This is a genomic window from Acinetobacter sp. BSP-28 (genome assembly GCF_044130285.1).
Lineage (GTDB): Bacteria > Pseudomonadota > Gammaproteobacteria > Pseudomonadales > Moraxellaceae > Acinetobacter.
Map to the genome: position 1 here is coordinate 24,998 of NZ_JBIQOB010000013.1, position 14,268 is coordinate 39,265.

16 protein-coding genes and 1 pseudogene are annotated in these 14,268 nt (G+C 40.0%); 7 read left to right on the plus strand and 10 right to left on the minus strand.

Going from position 1 to position 14,268, the window contains the following annotated elements:
• Positions 1–3 precede the first annotated feature (3 nt).
• Positions 4–300: a cyd operon YbgE family protein gene (locus ACE01R_RS10850; protein WP_086196312.1), complete on the plus strand. Its 297-nt coding sequence runs from the start codon at positions 4–6 to the stop codon at positions 298–300.
• Between the two features lie 45 nt (positions 301–345).
• Here the strand turns inward: ACE01R_RS10850 and ACE01R_RS10855 are convergent, their stop codons facing one another.
• The 8 genes from ACE01R_RS10855 to ACE01R_RS10890 form a co-directional block, all read right to left on the minus strand.
• Positions 346–858: a DUF6988 family protein gene (locus ACE01R_RS10855; protein ID WP_395551272.1), complete on the minus strand. Its 513-nt coding sequence runs from the start codon at positions 856–858 to the stop codon at positions 346–348.
• On the minus strand, positions 859–1,020 hold the full coding sequence (locus tag ACE01R_RS10860) for a hypothetical protein (RefSeq protein ID WP_395551190.1): 162 nt from the start codon (positions 1,018–1,020) through the stop codon (positions 859–861). It lies immediately after the preceding gene.
• A 55-nt stretch (positions 1,021–1,075) separates the two neighbouring features.
• Positions 1,076–2,212 (minus strand): rod shape-determining protein RodA, encoded by a 1,137-nt coding sequence (gene rodA, locus ACE01R_RS10865; protein WP_395551202.1) that lies wholly within the window; start codon positions 2,210–2,212, stop codon positions 1,076–1,078.
• A gap of 76 nt (positions 2,213–2,288) precedes the next feature.
• The gene (gene ispD, locus ACE01R_RS10870) at positions 2,289–2,981 is read right to left on the minus strand and encodes a 2-C-methyl-D-erythritol 4-phosphate cytidylyltransferase (RefSeq protein ID WP_395551203.1); all 693 of its coding nucleotides are present in this window, start codon (positions 2,979–2,981) and stop codon (positions 2,289–2,291) included.
• Positions 2,971–3,375 (minus strand): septum formation initiator family protein, encoded by a 405-nt coding sequence (locus ACE01R_RS10875; protein WP_395551204.1) that lies wholly within the window; start codon positions 3,373–3,375, stop codon positions 2,971–2,973. Before ACE01R_RS10875 ends, ispD begins: the two co-directional genes overlap by 11 nt.
• Positions 3,376–3,382: 7 nt before the next feature.
• A complete protein-coding gene (gene eno, locus ACE01R_RS10880) occupies positions 3,383–4,672 on the minus strand; it encodes a phosphopyruvate hydratase (RefSeq protein WP_395551205.1) in 1,290 nt (429 codons plus the stop codon).
• Positions 4,673–4,732: 60 nt separating this feature from the next.
• Positions 4,733–5,590, minus strand: coding sequence for a 3-deoxy-8-phosphooctulonate synthase (kdsA, locus tag ACE01R_RS10885; RefSeq protein ID WP_086196319.1), 858 nt, complete (start codon positions 5,588–5,590; stop codon positions 4,733–4,735).
• Positions 5,591–5,620: 30 nt separating this feature from the next.
• Entirely contained in the window at positions 5,621–7,261 is a 1,641-nt protein-coding gene (locus ACE01R_RS10890; protein ID WP_395551206.1) for a CTP synthase, read from the minus strand.
• A gap of 226 nt (positions 7,262–7,487) precedes the next feature.
• Between ACE01R_RS10890 and ACE01R_RS10895 the strand changes: the two genes are divergently transcribed.
• From ACE01R_RS10895 to ACE01R_RS10905, 3 genes are all read left to right on the plus strand, one after another.
• The gene (locus tag ACE01R_RS10895; RefSeq protein ID WP_395551207.1) at positions 7,488–7,910 is read left to right on the plus strand and encodes an internalin; all 423 of its coding nucleotides are present in this window, start codon (positions 7,488–7,490) and stop codon (positions 7,908–7,910) included.
• Positions 7,911–8,496: 586 nt separating this feature from the next.
• Positions 8,497–8,982, plus strand: a complete 486-nt coding sequence (locus ACE01R_RS10900; protein ID WP_395551208.1) for a CinA family protein — start codon at positions 8,497–8,499, stop codon at positions 8,980–8,982.
• Positions 8,975–9,598 (plus strand): aminotransferase, encoded by a 624-nt coding sequence (locus tag ACE01R_RS10905; protein ID WP_395551209.1) that lies wholly within the window; start codon positions 8,975–8,977, stop codon positions 9,596–9,598. Before ACE01R_RS10900 ends, ACE01R_RS10905 begins: the two co-directional genes overlap by 8 nt.
• 33 nt (positions 9,599–9,631) lie before the next feature.
• Here the strand turns inward: ACE01R_RS10905 and prpC are convergent, their stop codons facing one another.
• Complete coding sequence (prpC, locus tag ACE01R_RS10910; RefSeq protein ID WP_395551210.1) at positions 9,632–10,768, minus strand: 2-methylcitrate synthase; 1,137 nt, start codon at positions 10,766–10,768, stop codon at positions 9,632–9,634.
• Positions 10,769–10,792: 24 nt separating this feature from the next.
• Entirely contained in the window at positions 10,793–11,668 is an 876-nt protein-coding gene (gene prpB, locus ACE01R_RS10915; protein WP_395551215.1) for a methylisocitrate lyase, read from the minus strand.
• 337 nt (positions 11,669–12,005) lie between these two features.
• Between prpB and ACE01R_RS10920 the strand changes: the two are divergent.
• The 3 genes and pseudogenes from ACE01R_RS10920 (at position 12,006) to ACE01R_RS10930 (ending at position 14,249) form a co-directional block, all read left to right on the plus strand.
• Positions 12,006–12,643, plus strand: a pseudogene (locus ACE01R_RS10920) (TetR/AcrR family transcriptional regulator).
• Between the two features lie 110 nt (positions 12,644–12,753).
• Complete coding sequence (argF, locus tag ACE01R_RS10925) at positions 12,754–13,674, plus strand: ornithine carbamoyltransferase (protein ID WP_395551216.1); 921 nt, start codon at positions 12,754–12,756, stop codon at positions 13,672–13,674.
• A gap of 101 nt (positions 13,675–13,775) precedes the next feature.
• The gene (locus ACE01R_RS10930) at positions 13,776–14,249 is read left to right on the plus strand and encodes a hypothetical protein (protein ID WP_395551217.1); all 474 of its coding nucleotides are present in this window, start codon (positions 13,776–13,778) and stop codon (positions 14,247–14,249) included.
• The last annotated feature ends 19 nt before the right edge of the window (positions 14,250–14,268 follow it).

Genomic DNA, 14,268 nt, shown 5'->3' on the forward strand with positions numbered 1-14,268 from the left:
AACATGACAGAGATCGCAATGACAGCAGAAGGAAGCAAGCCAAATAAATTTGTAATGGCCATTTCATTTTTGATGGCATTGCCTCTTGCTACGGTGTTGCTAATTCACCCAGCCCTCATGCTCGATGCCAATGGCCACTATAACCATAGGGCCTTGATGATGATCATGATTGGCATTTCAGGTGGATTTATTTACGGAGTAGGATTTCTGCCTAAGTTTTGGCTGTGGAAATGGCTGTTTAGTCCATATATCGCATGGCCATTGATGATCTGGGGTTATTACACCTGGTTCCTCACCTAATATAATCTCGAAATAAAAAACCCGCAATTGCGGGTTTTTTTACATCTACTTATAACGCGCTAAAATCTTTTCCCGCTCTTCTTTCGATATATCCTCAGGCAACATAAAACATTCACGATACTTTTGAAGAAAAATCTGAATAAGCTTTTGACGATCAGGCAATGTATGTTTTAAATAAATCTGTGCACTCATCATCGTTAAATTGTTAGATTGCTTAATAATCAATTTTTTGTGTTCATCACCCAAACCAAAGGTGTGACGCAAAAATGTTTGCTTCCCACTATGTACAATTGAATTAAGATAATCCAAAGAGAATAACTTGAACTCTTCGAGTTGAGCGACAATATGCTTGATTTCCTGAATTTCCTTCAAAGCTTCAATCATCGGCGTTGCAGTAAAACGGCTAATACTTTTATGTTCCTTTAAAGTAAGCTGCTCTATTGAATCCAGCACGCCCAACTCACACACTTGCTCGTCCGTTGCTGCAAATAATATCCAATAAGCGCGTACTAAAGATTCAAATTGCGTACGAAACAGTGCAAGAGCCGATATAAACAGTTAAGCTTCTAATAATGTTTTAACCGCTAATCCATGTTCAATCGATATGTCACAACATTGATATACTAAATCTAAACGTAGCCCGCCATCTACAAATTCAGACTGTGATAGTTCTTGATTTAATTCATTAACCATCCTCATTGATTGTTCAAATAAATCCATTTATTTTCCCCAAAAATAAAAAAGCTAGATCAAATCTAGCTTTTCAATATCATCCTCAACGATGGGTATGGATCGACATCACAATCCCCATACTTGCCAGCAAGGAAATTACTGCCGAACCCCCATAACTCATTAGTGGCAGAGGATCTCCAGTCACAGGTAGAATCCCACTTGCCATACCTGAGTTTAAAAATACAAAGAAAAAGAACGTCAGTCCTATAGCACCTGCATATAACCGTCCAAAATTATGGAAGCTATTTAACCCAATCATCAAGCAACGAATAATAATCGCAGCAAACAAGCTAAATAATAAAAATACCCCGACAAAGCCATATTCTTCAGCATAGGCCGACATAATGAAGTCGGTATGATGTTCAGGTAAATAACCCAAATGTGACTGAGTACCGGTCAAATAGCCTTTACCGGTTAAACCACCGGAACCAATGGCAATTTTAGACTGGATGATGTTCCAGCCAGCACCCAAGGCATCTGACTCAGGATCAAATAAAGTCAAGATACGTTTCTTCTGATAGGTTTGCAGTACAAACATCCATAAAACCGGTGCCGCAACTGCCAAAGCCGTCAGAGCTCCCAGAATCAAACGCCAAGACATGCCACACAGGAACAAGACAAAAACACCAGGAATAATCAGACCAATATTCAGGTCAGGCTGTAATGCCACCAGTACAAAAGGAATCATCATCAAGATGAGTCCGGTCATAATTTGCAGAAATGTAGGTGGAAATGCACGACGCGAGAAATACCAAGCCATCATCAGTGGCATGGCAAATTTCATGATTTCACTCGGCTGCATACTGCCAATGCCCGGAATGGTCAGCCAACGCTTCGCCCCTAAACGCGTATCACCAATAACCAGTACCAATACCAATAGCACCATACCCAGAATATAAAAATAGGGACTGACAGCCTGGTAAACTTTTGGCGGAACCTGGGCACAAAGAAACATGATAATAAAGCCCACACCAAAGCTGGTCGCCTGGCGGATGACCATACTGCTATCCTGCATGGTGGCACTATAAACCACCATCAATCCCAGAATTGCATTCAATACCAGAAAAGAAAGTAGCCACGGATCTAAGTGGAGTTTCGCCCATCTGGATGAGTCATGTTTAATGCTTCTACCGTCACGTAATGAGTGACGTAAAAAACGATACTGGGGGGATGGCACCATTTGAAATAATTGAACGTTTAGATGAGGTGAGAAATTATAAAATTAAAGCGATGTAGATAACATATCTACAGCCAATTTATTTTTGCGACATTAAAATCAATTTGGCCAGTTCCAGATCATCCGCATAGGTGATTTTAATATTATCTGATCGGCCCTGTACCACGTTCACCTGCTCACCCACATATTCTAAAGCACTAGCTTCATCCGTAATGATCATGCCATCCTGCAATGCTTTTTCAATGGCATGTTTTAAAATACCCAGTTTTGAAATTTGTGGTGTCTGAGCTTGCCATAAATGATCGCGACTGACCGTCTTAGTAATAGTATTTGTCTGTTCAACATATTTTAACGTGTCACGGACAGGAATCGCCAAAATCGCACTGCAATTTTCCTGAATAGCGGTATTCACTAAACGCTGCAAACAGTCTTGGGTCACACAAGGACGTGCTGCGTCATGGACAAATACCCAATCCTCTTCAGCTGCAAATGCTTCAAGATAGCTTAAGGCATTGAGAACCGAATTGACCCGTTCTGCACCACCCGAACAAAAATGTGCCCTTTCAGGATTGGATAATGCCAAGCTTTTTGCAACATCATCCTGCGTCCCAATAGCAAGAACATAACCTGCCAGAGGCAACTGATTCAGACGTGCAATGGTATGTTCAAGTACAGTTTGATCTTGAATCTGTTGATATTGTTTAAGTTCAGTTTTAGAAAAACGGCTTCCGGAACCAGCGGCAGGAATGACTGCCCAAATTTTATGGTGCACTTTCTACAGGTGCTCCAGTTTCATTTTCATTGGTTCTTAAATCGACTTTGGCATTTGGATCAATATAAATCGGTTTATAGTGAGTGCCAATGGTGCTCATTTGTACAAAAGTTTCATGCGGCTTGATCAAGCCTAGGTCTAAACGTGCATGCTCTTCAATGGCTTCAATACCATTTTTTAAGTCATAGACTTCAGCAGCAAGAACTCGATTACGTTCTTTGAGTTCGGTATTTAATTCTGTTTGTTGTTGAATTTTTTGCGCCAGTTTTTGATGATCATGGTAACCACCCTCACCAAACCAGAATAAGTACTGAAACCCTGCGATCAAAATGATCGCAAGGCCCAATAATGCTTTACTCACTTTGGAGTCAAATACATTTAATAGAGATAGCATGATGTGCTTAGTTCAAACCTTTGAACTCAGCTTTACCGCGATATGCAGCTTTAGTCAATTCTTCGATACGAAGTAATTGGTTATATTTTGCTACACGGTCAGAACGGCAAAGTGAACCAGTTTTGATTTGACCAGCCCCAGTACCTACAGCAAGATCTGCAATTGTAGAATCTTCAGTTTCGCCTGAACGGTGTGAAATAACAGTTGTGTAACCATTGTCTTTCGCAAGGTAGATCGCGTCTAAAGTTTCAGTCAAAGTACCGATTTGGTTGTACTTGATCAGAATCGAGTTAGCAACTTTTTCGTTGATACCACGTTGAAGGATTTTCGGGTTTGTAACGAACAGGTCATCACCAACCAACTGGATTTTGTCACCAAGGATAGAAGTCAGGTAAGACCAACCTTCCCAATCAGACTCATCCAAACCATCTTCAATTGAGATAATTGGGTATTGGTTTACAAGACCAGCTAAATAGTCAGAAAATTCGTTGCTTGTGAATGCTTTGTTGCCTTCACCCGCAAGGATGTATTGACCATTTTTGTAGAATTCTGAAGATGCACAATCAAGCGCAAGCATAATATCAGAACCAGCCTTGTAACCTGTTTGACCAATTGCTTCAAGAATGACAGTAATCGCTTCTTCGTTAGAACGAAGGTTTGGCGCAAAACCACCCTCATCACCAACTGCAGTGTTTAAACCTTTTTTGTTTAATACTGATTTTAGTGAATGGAAAATTTCAGCGCCTGCGCGTAAAGCTTCAGCGAATGAGTTGAAGCCAACTGGCTCAATCATAAATTCTTGAATATCAACATTATTGTCAGCATGCGAACCACCGTTGATGATGTTCATCATTGGTACAGGCATGATTAAATTTGTGTTATTACGTAGGTCTGCGATGTATTGGAAAAGTGGAATTTTCTTTTCTTCTGCCGCAGCGCGCGCAGCAGCCAAAGATACAGCTAGAGTTGCGTTTGCACCTAATTTTTCTTTGTTTTCAGTACCGTCAAGCGCGATCATCGTGTTATCAATGTCTTTTTGCTCGAATACTGATTTGCCCACTAACGCATCACGGATCAAAGTATTAACGTTGTTTACCGCAGTTTTAACGCCTTTACCCAAGTAACGTGCTTTATCGCCGTCACGAAGTTCTAAAGCTTCACGAGAACCAGTTGAAGCACCTGATGGTGCACATGCACGGCCAACTACGCCAGATGCCAAGATTACGTCTGCTTCGATGGTTGGGTTACCACGAGAGTCCAAAATTTCACGTGCACGAATGTCAACGATTTGACTCATGAACAATTCCTCAGTTGATGAATAACAAGATGCTTTAGAAGGCATCAATATGTATCTAATTTAGTGTGTATCTAGCTTTTTGAAACCTTTGACCAAGGTATCCAATTCTTTAAGCTGCGCCAAGAAAGGCTCAAGTTGTGACATACGGAGTGCACATGGACCATCACATTTAGCATGTTCCGGGTCTGGATGTGCTTCAAGGAATAAACCTGCAAGACCGGTTGCCATACCTGCACGCGCCAAAGTTGTAATTTGCGCACGACGGCCACCCGCAGAGTCAGCACGACCACCCGGGGTTTGCAGCGCATGGGTCACATCAAAGAACACAGGTACATTCATTTCTTTCATGATGTCGAAGCCCAACATGTCTACAACCAGGTTGTTGTAGCCAAATGCTGAACCACGTTCACAAAGAATCAGTTTGTCATTTCCGGCTTCCAGACATTTATGCAGGATATGGCGCATTTCGTGCGGAGCAAGGAACTGTGCTTTTTTGATGTTGATAATGGCATCTGTTTTCGCCATCGCTTCAACCAGGTCAGTCTGACGACTTAAAAATGCTGGAAGCTGAATAATATCAGCAACTTCCGCCACAGGAGCAGCCTGATACGGCTCATGCACATCGGTAATGATGGGTACATTAAAATGTTTTTTAATGTCCGCTAACCACTCGATCCCTTTTTCGAGGCCAGGGCCACGGAAAGAGTTCAAGCTTGAACGGTTGGCTTTATCAAAACTTGCTTTGAACACGTAAGGAATTTCCAGACGTTTGCAGATGTCTACATAAGTTTCTGCAATTTCAAAAGCCAGGTCTTTTGACTCAAGTACATTCATTCCGCCGAATAATACAAATGGCAAGTGATTTGCCATTTGTATATCGCCTAAACGTACAATTTCTTGTGGTTTTAATTGCGACATTTAAACTTTCCTAGTTTAGTCCTTCAGCCATTATTTGGTTTTTTGGTACTGTTTTTTCGCAGCATCAATAAAGCTAGCAAACAATGGATGACCATCACGTGGTGAACTTGTAAATTCCGGATGGAATTGTACAGCAATAAACCAAGGATGTTGAGGAATTTCAACAGTTTCTACTAAATGTTGTACTGGTGAATAACCTGAAATCTTCATGCCTTTTTCTTCAAGCACTGGAATATAACGGTTGTTCATTTCGTAACGGTGACGGTGACGTTCAATGATGTCTGCACTACCATACACTTCACGAGTTTTAGTGCCTTCAACCAGTTCAGATTTTTGTGCACCAAGACGCATCGTACCGCCAAGGTCTGAATCTGCTGAACGCTGTTGAACCTCACCACGCTCATCTAACCATTCAGTAATCAAACCAATTAAAGGCGATTTAGTTGAACGGTTGAATTCTGTAGATGTTGCATCGGTAATACCCGCAACATTACGCGCGTATTCAATCACTGCAAGCTGCATACCTAGGCAGATACCTAGGAATGGCACGCCATTTTCACGTGCGTATTTAATCGCCTGCATTTTGCCTTCAGTACCACGCTCACCAAAGCCGCCTGGAACCAGGATTGCATCAGCATCTTTTAATACTGTCGCAACATCTTGGCTTTCAAGTTCTTCCGCATTCACGTAGTCAATTTGAACTTTAACGCGGTTTTTAACCCCAGCATGTAAAAGTGCTTCGTTTACAGATTTGTAGGCATCTGGAAGTTCAACATATTTACCCACCATCGCTACACGAACTGTATATTCAGGATTCAATAATGCTTCAACTACATTATCCCAATCTGAAAGATCAGCTTCTGGAAGGTCGTTATAGCCAAAACGTTCACAGATTAAATCATCAACATTTTGTTCGTAGAAAGTACGTGGGATTTGATAAATAGAACGTGCATCTTTACATACCACAACTGCACGCGCTTCAACGTTAGTGAATAGTGCAATTTTACGGGTTGTATCCGCATCTACATCATGTTCGGTACGGCAGATCAAAATGTCTGGTTGAATACCGATAGATAACAACTCTTTCACAGAGTGCTGAGTCGGTTTGGTTTTCAGTTCTGCTGCTGACTTAATATATGGAAGTAAGGTCAAGTGCATAAGCATAGTACGTTTATGACCAAGCTCTACCATTAACTGACGTACAGATTCCATGAATGGGAGAGATTCAATGTCACCTACTGTTCCGCCAATTTCCACAATTGCAACGTCATAGCCTTCACCAGCGCGAAGAACACGTTCTTTAATATTATCGGTAATATGTGGAATAACTTGAACTGTACCACCCAGGTAATCACCTCGACGCTCTTTATTTAAAACGTCTTGATAAACACGGCCTGATGTGAAGTTGTTCAGTTTGGTCATTTTCGCACGACGTAAGAAACGTTCGTAATAACCCAAGTCTAAGTCAGTTTCAGCACCATCCTCTGTGACAAAAACTTCCCCATGTTGGAACGGACTCATCGTCCCTGGATCGACATTAATGTATGGATCCATTTTGACCATGGTCACTTTTAAACCACGGGCTTCTAAAAGCGCAGCCACAGATGCAGCTGAAATACCTTTACCTAGTGATGATACAACACCACCAGTAACGAAAATAAAATGGGTCATTAAGTTTCTCGTACAATGGAGCCTAAATTGGCCTACAATGTTGTGCGATTTTACTTTACTCTGTACCAATAAAGCAAAGTCATTCCGCATCAATTCATAGAACAATAAACAATTGGTTATTCTATCAGCATTTCCGATAAAAAATTAGAGCAACTTGATAGGATTTTTATATTCGTATTTGCTGTTATAATGGCAACATCCAATTAATGCTTTATTTTGTGCGATTATGAATAACAAACTTTTACTTTGTGGTGCTATTGCAACAAGTTTACTTTTAACAGCGTGTGTAAAAAAAGAAACACCAAAGGAAGATGAGCAAGAACAGGTTGAAACAACCGAGCAAACTGAACAAATGAATCAGCCTGCAGAAGCTGTACCTTTGGAATCTGTTGAAAATAACGATGCTCAAGTTCCAGCACAGGTAGAAGTTGAACGTGAAGAAACGCCAAATACAACTACAGTCATTCGTCGTGAAGTACCTCAGCAAAGTGCTACTGAAACACCAAAAGCTGAACCAAAACCAGTAACACCGAAAACTGAACCAAAACCAGCTTCAGAAACTCAAGCCAAATCAAACAATGAAGCTCAGTCTGAAGATGATGCAGTTGCTGCTGCCATTGCTGCTGCGACTCCTGCACTTGAAAATTAAATCCAATTTTCAAGTGCAAAAAACCCAGTGCAATCACTGGGTTTTTATTTGTTCAGGTTCCAATCTTTTTAAGATTGGATATATCCAAATTTGAATATTCAATATCTGATTCCTCAAAGATCATTTATCCTGATCAATTGAAATAGTTTTTTAAACCCCTAAACAGGATTAATAAAATAGAAATAAACCACAATAAAAGCTAAAAGAACCAGTGAAACCATTAAATAAGTGTTTACCGTATTAAAACTTTTAACGAATTTTATAATTTCCACCCAATCGACCCCATCAAAGCGACATACAACAATCTGCCTCATTTTAACATTAATTAAAATAAAATTACAGTTCAGATACAATTATAAAGAACTTTTCATGAAATTTAATTCATATTAATCAGCAATATAAATAAAACTATATGAACATTATTAAAGTAATAGGTTTTATTCTGTACTGAATAAAAAATAATAATATCGAACTCTCTCACATAAAGTAGCAATTATTGAGATCGGATACTCCAAATGAAATTCAGATGTTCTCGTCAATTTTTGCATTACAATGTAGACCACTTTAAAGTTTAATTATTTTAAAAATGATAAAAAAATGCTGTGACTTACTTGAACAACATCAATTAAAGATTGCCTTTATTGAAAGCGCCAGCTCTGGCTACCTTTGCAGTCAATTTTCTATTTGCAAAAACAGTGGTGCCGAGATTTTGCTGGGTGGACTAGTCAGTTATGATCCATCAATCAAAATCGATATCCTAGATATTGATGCCAAGCTTATAGAAAAATATACCGCCGAATCTGCTGAAGTTACAGAGGCAATGGCAATACAAGGCAAAAAGTTATTTACCCATGCAGATTTTGTGGTGGCCTGTACCGGTTTACTGAAACCAGGTGGCAGTGCAACCGAAAGTAAACCTGAAGGCACATTTTTCATCTCAATTTTATATTTAAATAAAATACACAACTTTCATTATTTTATTCATGGTACACCGTTAAAACGGCTTTCTGTTTTAACTCAATATATTGCAGATGAAATAACCAAACTCATTCAGGAATTTAATAATGTTTAATATTAGAACTTTCTCATTTAGCTTAATACTGCTACCCTGCACCAGTTTTGCAACCGTCGGCGGTCCTCAAAATATAGAAGTCTTGGGTTATGAAGGCAAAGAGCAAAAAGTCTATGTGCTTAAACATTATCTCGATGGACGTGGTCGCCTGCCGCAGCTTTATTATTATCAATTTAAAAATAATACACAGCCTGAAAAGCTGATTCAGGTTAATTCGCTGTATATTAATCCTAAAACCAAACAAATTGATTATGATCAGGACAGTCAACGATTCGACAAAGAAGTCGCAAAAATTAAAAAACGACTGACTCCACTGGTGCCCATACCAAAGCAATCGATCAAAATTCAGGTTTTAAAGAAAACACCCTCTAAGGAAAAATCCTGGTATGACCCGCAACAATATATTCCCAAATATACTTACAAATACCAGCTTAGTAATAAGACCTTGAAAAGCCAGATCCACCAGGCAATTGATTATCGCCATGGATTAAGCATTTCCCAAGCCTACAAAATTCCTCAGCAACAGAAAATCCTCGCAGTAGTGAAATATCTGGGGATTCCTTTTGAAACCGGTTACACCATTGAAGATCCGGTTTTATTGTTAGCAAAAAAATAAAGCCTCCAAAGAGGCTTTATTCATGCTTTTATCTTAAGCTGCAGTACGCTCTGCAATTGGAACCACTTTACGCAGTTCAGGACCAGTATAATCCGCGCTTGGACGGATAATACGGTTGTCTGCACGCTGTTCCATTACATGTGCTGCCCAGCCTGTTACACGGCTCATCACAAAGATTGGCGTGAACAGTTTGGTCGGAATACCCATGAAGTGATAGGCAGATGCATGGAAGAAATCCGCATTACAGAACAATTTCTTCTCACGCCACATGACTTCTTCACAGCGCACGGATACAGGATAAAGCACCGTATCACCCACGTCTTTTGCTAAACGCTCAGACCAGATCTTGATGATACTATTACGTGGGTCATTGTCTTTGTAGATTGCATGACCAAAGCCCATGATCTTTTCTTTACGTTCAAGCTTGCCCAGCATTTCACGCTCAGCTTCTTCCGGAGACGTCCAGTTTTCAATCATTTCCATAGCTGCTTCGTTTGCACCACCGTGTAATGGACCACGTAGTGAACCAATCGCACCGGTAATGCATGAATGCATATCAGACAATGTCGAAGCGCATACACGTGCAGTAAATGTTGAAGCGTTAAATTCATGCTCAGCATAAAGAATCAGCGATACATTCATCACCTGTTCATGCAATTCATTTGGTTTTTCACCACGAAGTAAATGCAGGAATTGCGCACCGATCGAATCATCATCGGTATTTTCTTCAATACGTACGCCATCATGGCTAAAACGATACCAGTAGCAGATGATTGCAGGTAAAGTCGCCAAAATACGATCTGCAACATCTTGCTGTATATCGAAAGATTGTTCTGTTTCCAGATTACCCAACATGGAAACACCAGTACGCATCACATCCATTGGATGCGAATCCGCAGGAATACGTTCCAGAACTTCTTTCAATGCCTGCGGCAAATGGCGAAGTGATTTCAATTTAGCTTTATAAGCAGCAAGCTGTTCTTTGGTTGGCAATTCACCAAAGAAAATCAGGTAAGCCACTTCTTCAAACTGGCAGTTTTCAGCCAAATCTTGCACATCATAACCGCGATAGGTTAAACCAGCACCGCTTTTACCAACTGTTGAGAGTGCTGTTTTACCTGCTACCTGTCCGCGCAAACCTGCGCCTGTCAGTACTTTTCCTTCAGCCATTTTCAATACTCCGTTTTGAATGTTTTATTTAAATAATTTGTCCAAGGTGTTTTCAAAGGTGTGATAATCAAGGAATTGGTAAAGCTCTTTACGCTGCTGCATCTTATCCAAGACATTGACTTGCGTACCATTTTCACGAATAGAACGCATCACTTCCAAAGCTGCTTTCTGCATTGCACGCGTTGCTGACAATGGATACAGCACCATGCGAATGCCCTGTTCACCCAATTCATCTACGGTATAATAAGGGGTATCACCAAATTCGGTAATATTCGCTAAAACCGGTACACCGACTGCATCGCATACGGTTTTATACATGGTGATGTCAGTCATTGCTTCAGCAAAAATCGCGTCCGCACCCGCTTCCACACATGCACATGCACGGTCAATCACAGCTTGCAAACCTTCTTTTTGCAAGGCATCGGTACGCGCCATCACCACAAAATTTGAATCGGTTTTGGCATCCACCGCAGCTTTAATACGGTCTACCATTTCCTGCTGGGTCACGATTTCTTTATTCGGACGGTGACCACAACGCTTTTGTGCGACCTGATCTTCAATATGCACTGCCGCTGCACCAGCCGCAATCATTTGTTTAACAGTACGGGCGATGTTAAATGCGCCGCCCCAACCTGTATCGATATCGACCAATAATGGGGTGTCAACACGTTCAGTAATACGACGAACATCTTCAAGAACATTGTCTAAACTGGTCATACCCAAGTCAGGCAATCCGTAAGAATAGTTGGCAACTCCTGCACCCGATACATAAATGGCTTTATAACCCACTTCTTTCGCCATCATGGCTGCATAGGCATTCACTGTGCCGATAATTTGTAATGGCTTTTCAACTTCCAGTGCTTGTCTAAATCTTAAGCCTGCAGACATTTGTTGTGTCATCTTCCTTTCCACAGTTTCACTTTATTTATCGAAGTTTGAGTATATCCATAAACCTCTGTTTGACCATGACTCTTTAGAATTTTTACTCTATAACTTTAGTCAAATAATTCTCAAATTTATTGCACAATAAATTTTCGTGATATTAGGTATTATTTATTTTTGATAAACACAGCTTTTTTGTACGCTAAATAAGCTAAATTTGAGCTATTTTCTGAAATAATGACTTTTTTCAGTTCAAATCATGCCGTACGCGAGTACACTTCTACACAGCACGCTGTACATATATTTGTTATAATAACAATTTCCCTCCTATTTAATTGTTAGTTTTTTATCCAATATGCATAAAATCGCCCATTTAGCTCCTTTAGGTAAAGATATACCACCAACCAAGCGTGGTCATGAGCGATGTGTGGCATTATTAGTCAGTGCAACCGACCTGTTTTTAGAACGTGGTTACGATGCTGTATCACTGGATGATATTGTGCAACACGCAGGCGGATCTAAGGCTTCTTTGGTAATAAAGAAGGCTTATTCAAAGCAATTTGTGATTATCGTCGGGAACAGTTTTTTAAAGATATCTGCATCCCTTTTGAACACGGTAAAGATGATCTTCGTGTCTATTTAATCCAAACCCTGATGAATGTTAAGCAACACTTAATGCTTCCAGAAAATGTAGCTTTTCTGCGTTTAATCATTGAACAGACACAGCGCAACCCGGAACTCGCGCTCTACATTCATGAACAGGGTCCAAAACATATTCAAATCGCCATAGCCAATGCGCTGACCAAAGCCGATGAAATTGGTCTTATTCAATGTAAACAGCCAATTTATTCTGCTCAACTTTATTTTGGAATTATCCGCAATATTGAATGGTGTGTGCTCATGGGTGTTCCAATCCGCGAAAATGATCAAGAAACCATCAATTACATCACTTATTGTGTAGATCGTTTCCTGGAAGGTCATCAACAGGTCTAGTTTTTTTGCAATTCTCTCTGCATATAGTATATTAATCGATTCCCTTTTCATTTAACCAACCAACAACTAATTGTTGTTTTTCTCGATTCAGCAATTATTGTGGAGTAACCATGGCTCTACGTCATTTTCTGACTTTACGCGATTTATCGACTTTAGAACTGAATCAAATTTTGCAGCGTGCAATTGAACTCAAACGCAAGCAGCATAACAACGAAGTTTTCCAACCTTTTGTTGGCAAAGTCATGGGCATGATTTTTGAAAAATCGAGCACCCGTACGCGTGTTTCGTTTGAAGCAGGTATGAGCCAGTTTGGTGGTAGTGCAATTTTCCTATCATCACGTGACTCACAATTGGGGCGTGGTGAACCTGTTGAAGATTCAGCACGTGTGATTTCAAGCATGCTTGATATTGTGATGATCCGTACTTTTGGTCATGACATTGTGGAACGTTTTGCCTCTTATTCAAAAGTTCCAGTCATTAATGCTTTAACTGATGACCACCACCCTTGCCAGCTTTTAGCCGACATGCAAACTTATCTTGAACACCGTGGTTCAGTTGAAGGTAAGACAGTTGCCTGGATTGGGGATGGCAACAACATGTGTAACTCTTATATTGAAGCTGCACATATGTGGGGCTTTAAATTAAAAATTGCTGCACCTAAAGGCTATGAACCACAAGAAAAATTCTTGACTGAATTTGCCCATTGCGTAGAACTTGTAGATTCTGCTGAAGATGCTGCCGTAAATGCCGACCTAATTGTGACTGATGTCTGGGCAAGTATGGGACAGGAGGAAGAGCAAAAAATCCGTGAAAAAGCCTTTGCTGACTATCAGGTGAATGAACGTTTAATGGATCTTGCTCACCCAGATTGCCTATTCATGCACTGTCTGCCAGCTCACCGTGGCGAAGAGATTTCAGAAAACATGTTAGACCACAAAAATGCCGTGGTTTGGGATGAAGCTGAAAACCGTCTGCATGCGCAAAAAGCACTGGTTGAATTCTTGATTAATGAAAATTTGAAAAAAGACTAAGTCTTCAGACTAAAATTTTCTAAAAAAAGTACCTTCGGGTGCTTTTTTTATGCTTATAAATTGTTTAATTTAAATTATAAACATTTTAAGTGATTATGATCATGCCATTTAAAACAATATTTTTTTGTTTAAGTACTTTTCTCATATTTAATACAGCACACGCCAAAGCCACCGAGCTCGATCAATATTTTGTTAAAAAGCAAATTCTGGATTCATCTTTTAAAATTAAAGACCGCAAAGCCCTGAATGAAATTTTAGATGTCATCAGTGATGAAGATTCGCGCACCCTGCCTTTCCAGATCGATCAAAACATGCTGCTGGAAAAATACCAAATGAGCGCGAATGAAGTAAAAATTGAAGGTATTATCACCACACCTGATTTTACCCAGTTTGCCCAAGATGTCGGTGATAAGGAAGTCAAAAAACTGCTTAGAAAAAATATCCTGCAAAGCTGCAGCTTATTGTTTGAAAATGAATTTCAGCGTGTTAATCCATATCTGGTTGAATTAAAGCTGTCATCAGAAAGCCAAAACTATGACTTTAAGATTAGAAGTAGTGAGTGTAAATTCCAGTAAATAAAAAGCCCTAAAAATT

Bases quoted from the DNA above. Each gene is read 5' to 3' on its own strand.
- ACE01R_RS10850 (WP_086196312.1), top strand. From the start codon at position 4: ATGACAGAGATCGCAATGACAGCAGAAGGAAGCAAGCCAAATAAATTT.
- ACE01R_RS10860 (WP_395551190.1), bottom strand. From the start codon at position 1,020: ATGGATTTATTTGAACAATCAATGAGGATGGTTAATGAATTAAATCAA.
- rodA (WP_395551202.1), bottom strand. From the start codon at position 2,212: ATGGTGCCATCCCCCCAGTATCGTTTTTTACGTCACTCATTACGTGAC.
- ACE01R_RS10875 (WP_395551204.1), bottom strand. From the start codon at position 3,375: ATGCTATCTCTATTAAATGTATTTGACTCCAAAGTGAGTAAAGCATTA.
- eno (WP_395551205.1), bottom strand. From the start codon at position 4,672: ATGAGTCAAATCGTTGACATTCGTGCACGTGAAATTTTGGACTCTCGT.
- kdsA (WP_086196319.1), bottom strand. From the start codon at position 5,590: ATGTCGCAATTAAAACCACAAGAAATTGTACGTTTAGGCGATATACAA.
- ACE01R_RS10890 (WP_395551206.1), bottom strand. From the start codon at position 7,261: ATGACCCATTTTATTTTCGTTACTGGTGGTGTTGTATCATCACTAGGT.
- ACE01R_RS10895 (WP_395551207.1), top strand. From the start codon at position 7,488: ATGAATAACAAACTTTTACTTTGTGGTGCTATTGCAACAAGTTTACTT.
- ACE01R_RS10900 (WP_395551208.1), top strand. From the start codon at position 8,497: ATGATAAAAAAATGCTGTGACTTACTTGAACAACATCAATTAAAGATT.
- ACE01R_RS10905 (WP_395551209.1), top strand. From the start codon at position 8,975: ATGTTTAATATTAGAACTTTCTCATTTAGCTTAATACTGCTACCCTGC.
- prpC (WP_395551210.1), bottom strand. From the start codon at position 10,768: ATGGCTGAAGGAAAAGTACTGACAGGCGCAGGTTTGCGCGGACAGGTA.
- prpB (WP_395551215.1), bottom strand. From the start codon at position 11,668: ATGACACAACAAATGTCTGCAGGCTTAAGATTTAGACAAGCACTGGAA.
- argF (WP_395551216.1), top strand. From the start codon at position 12,754: ATGGCTCTACGTCATTTTCTGACTTTACGCGATTTATCGACTTTAGAA.
- ACE01R_RS10930 (WP_395551217.1), top strand. From the start codon at position 13,776: ATGCCATTTAAAACAATATTTTTTTGTTTAAGTACTTTTCTCATATTT.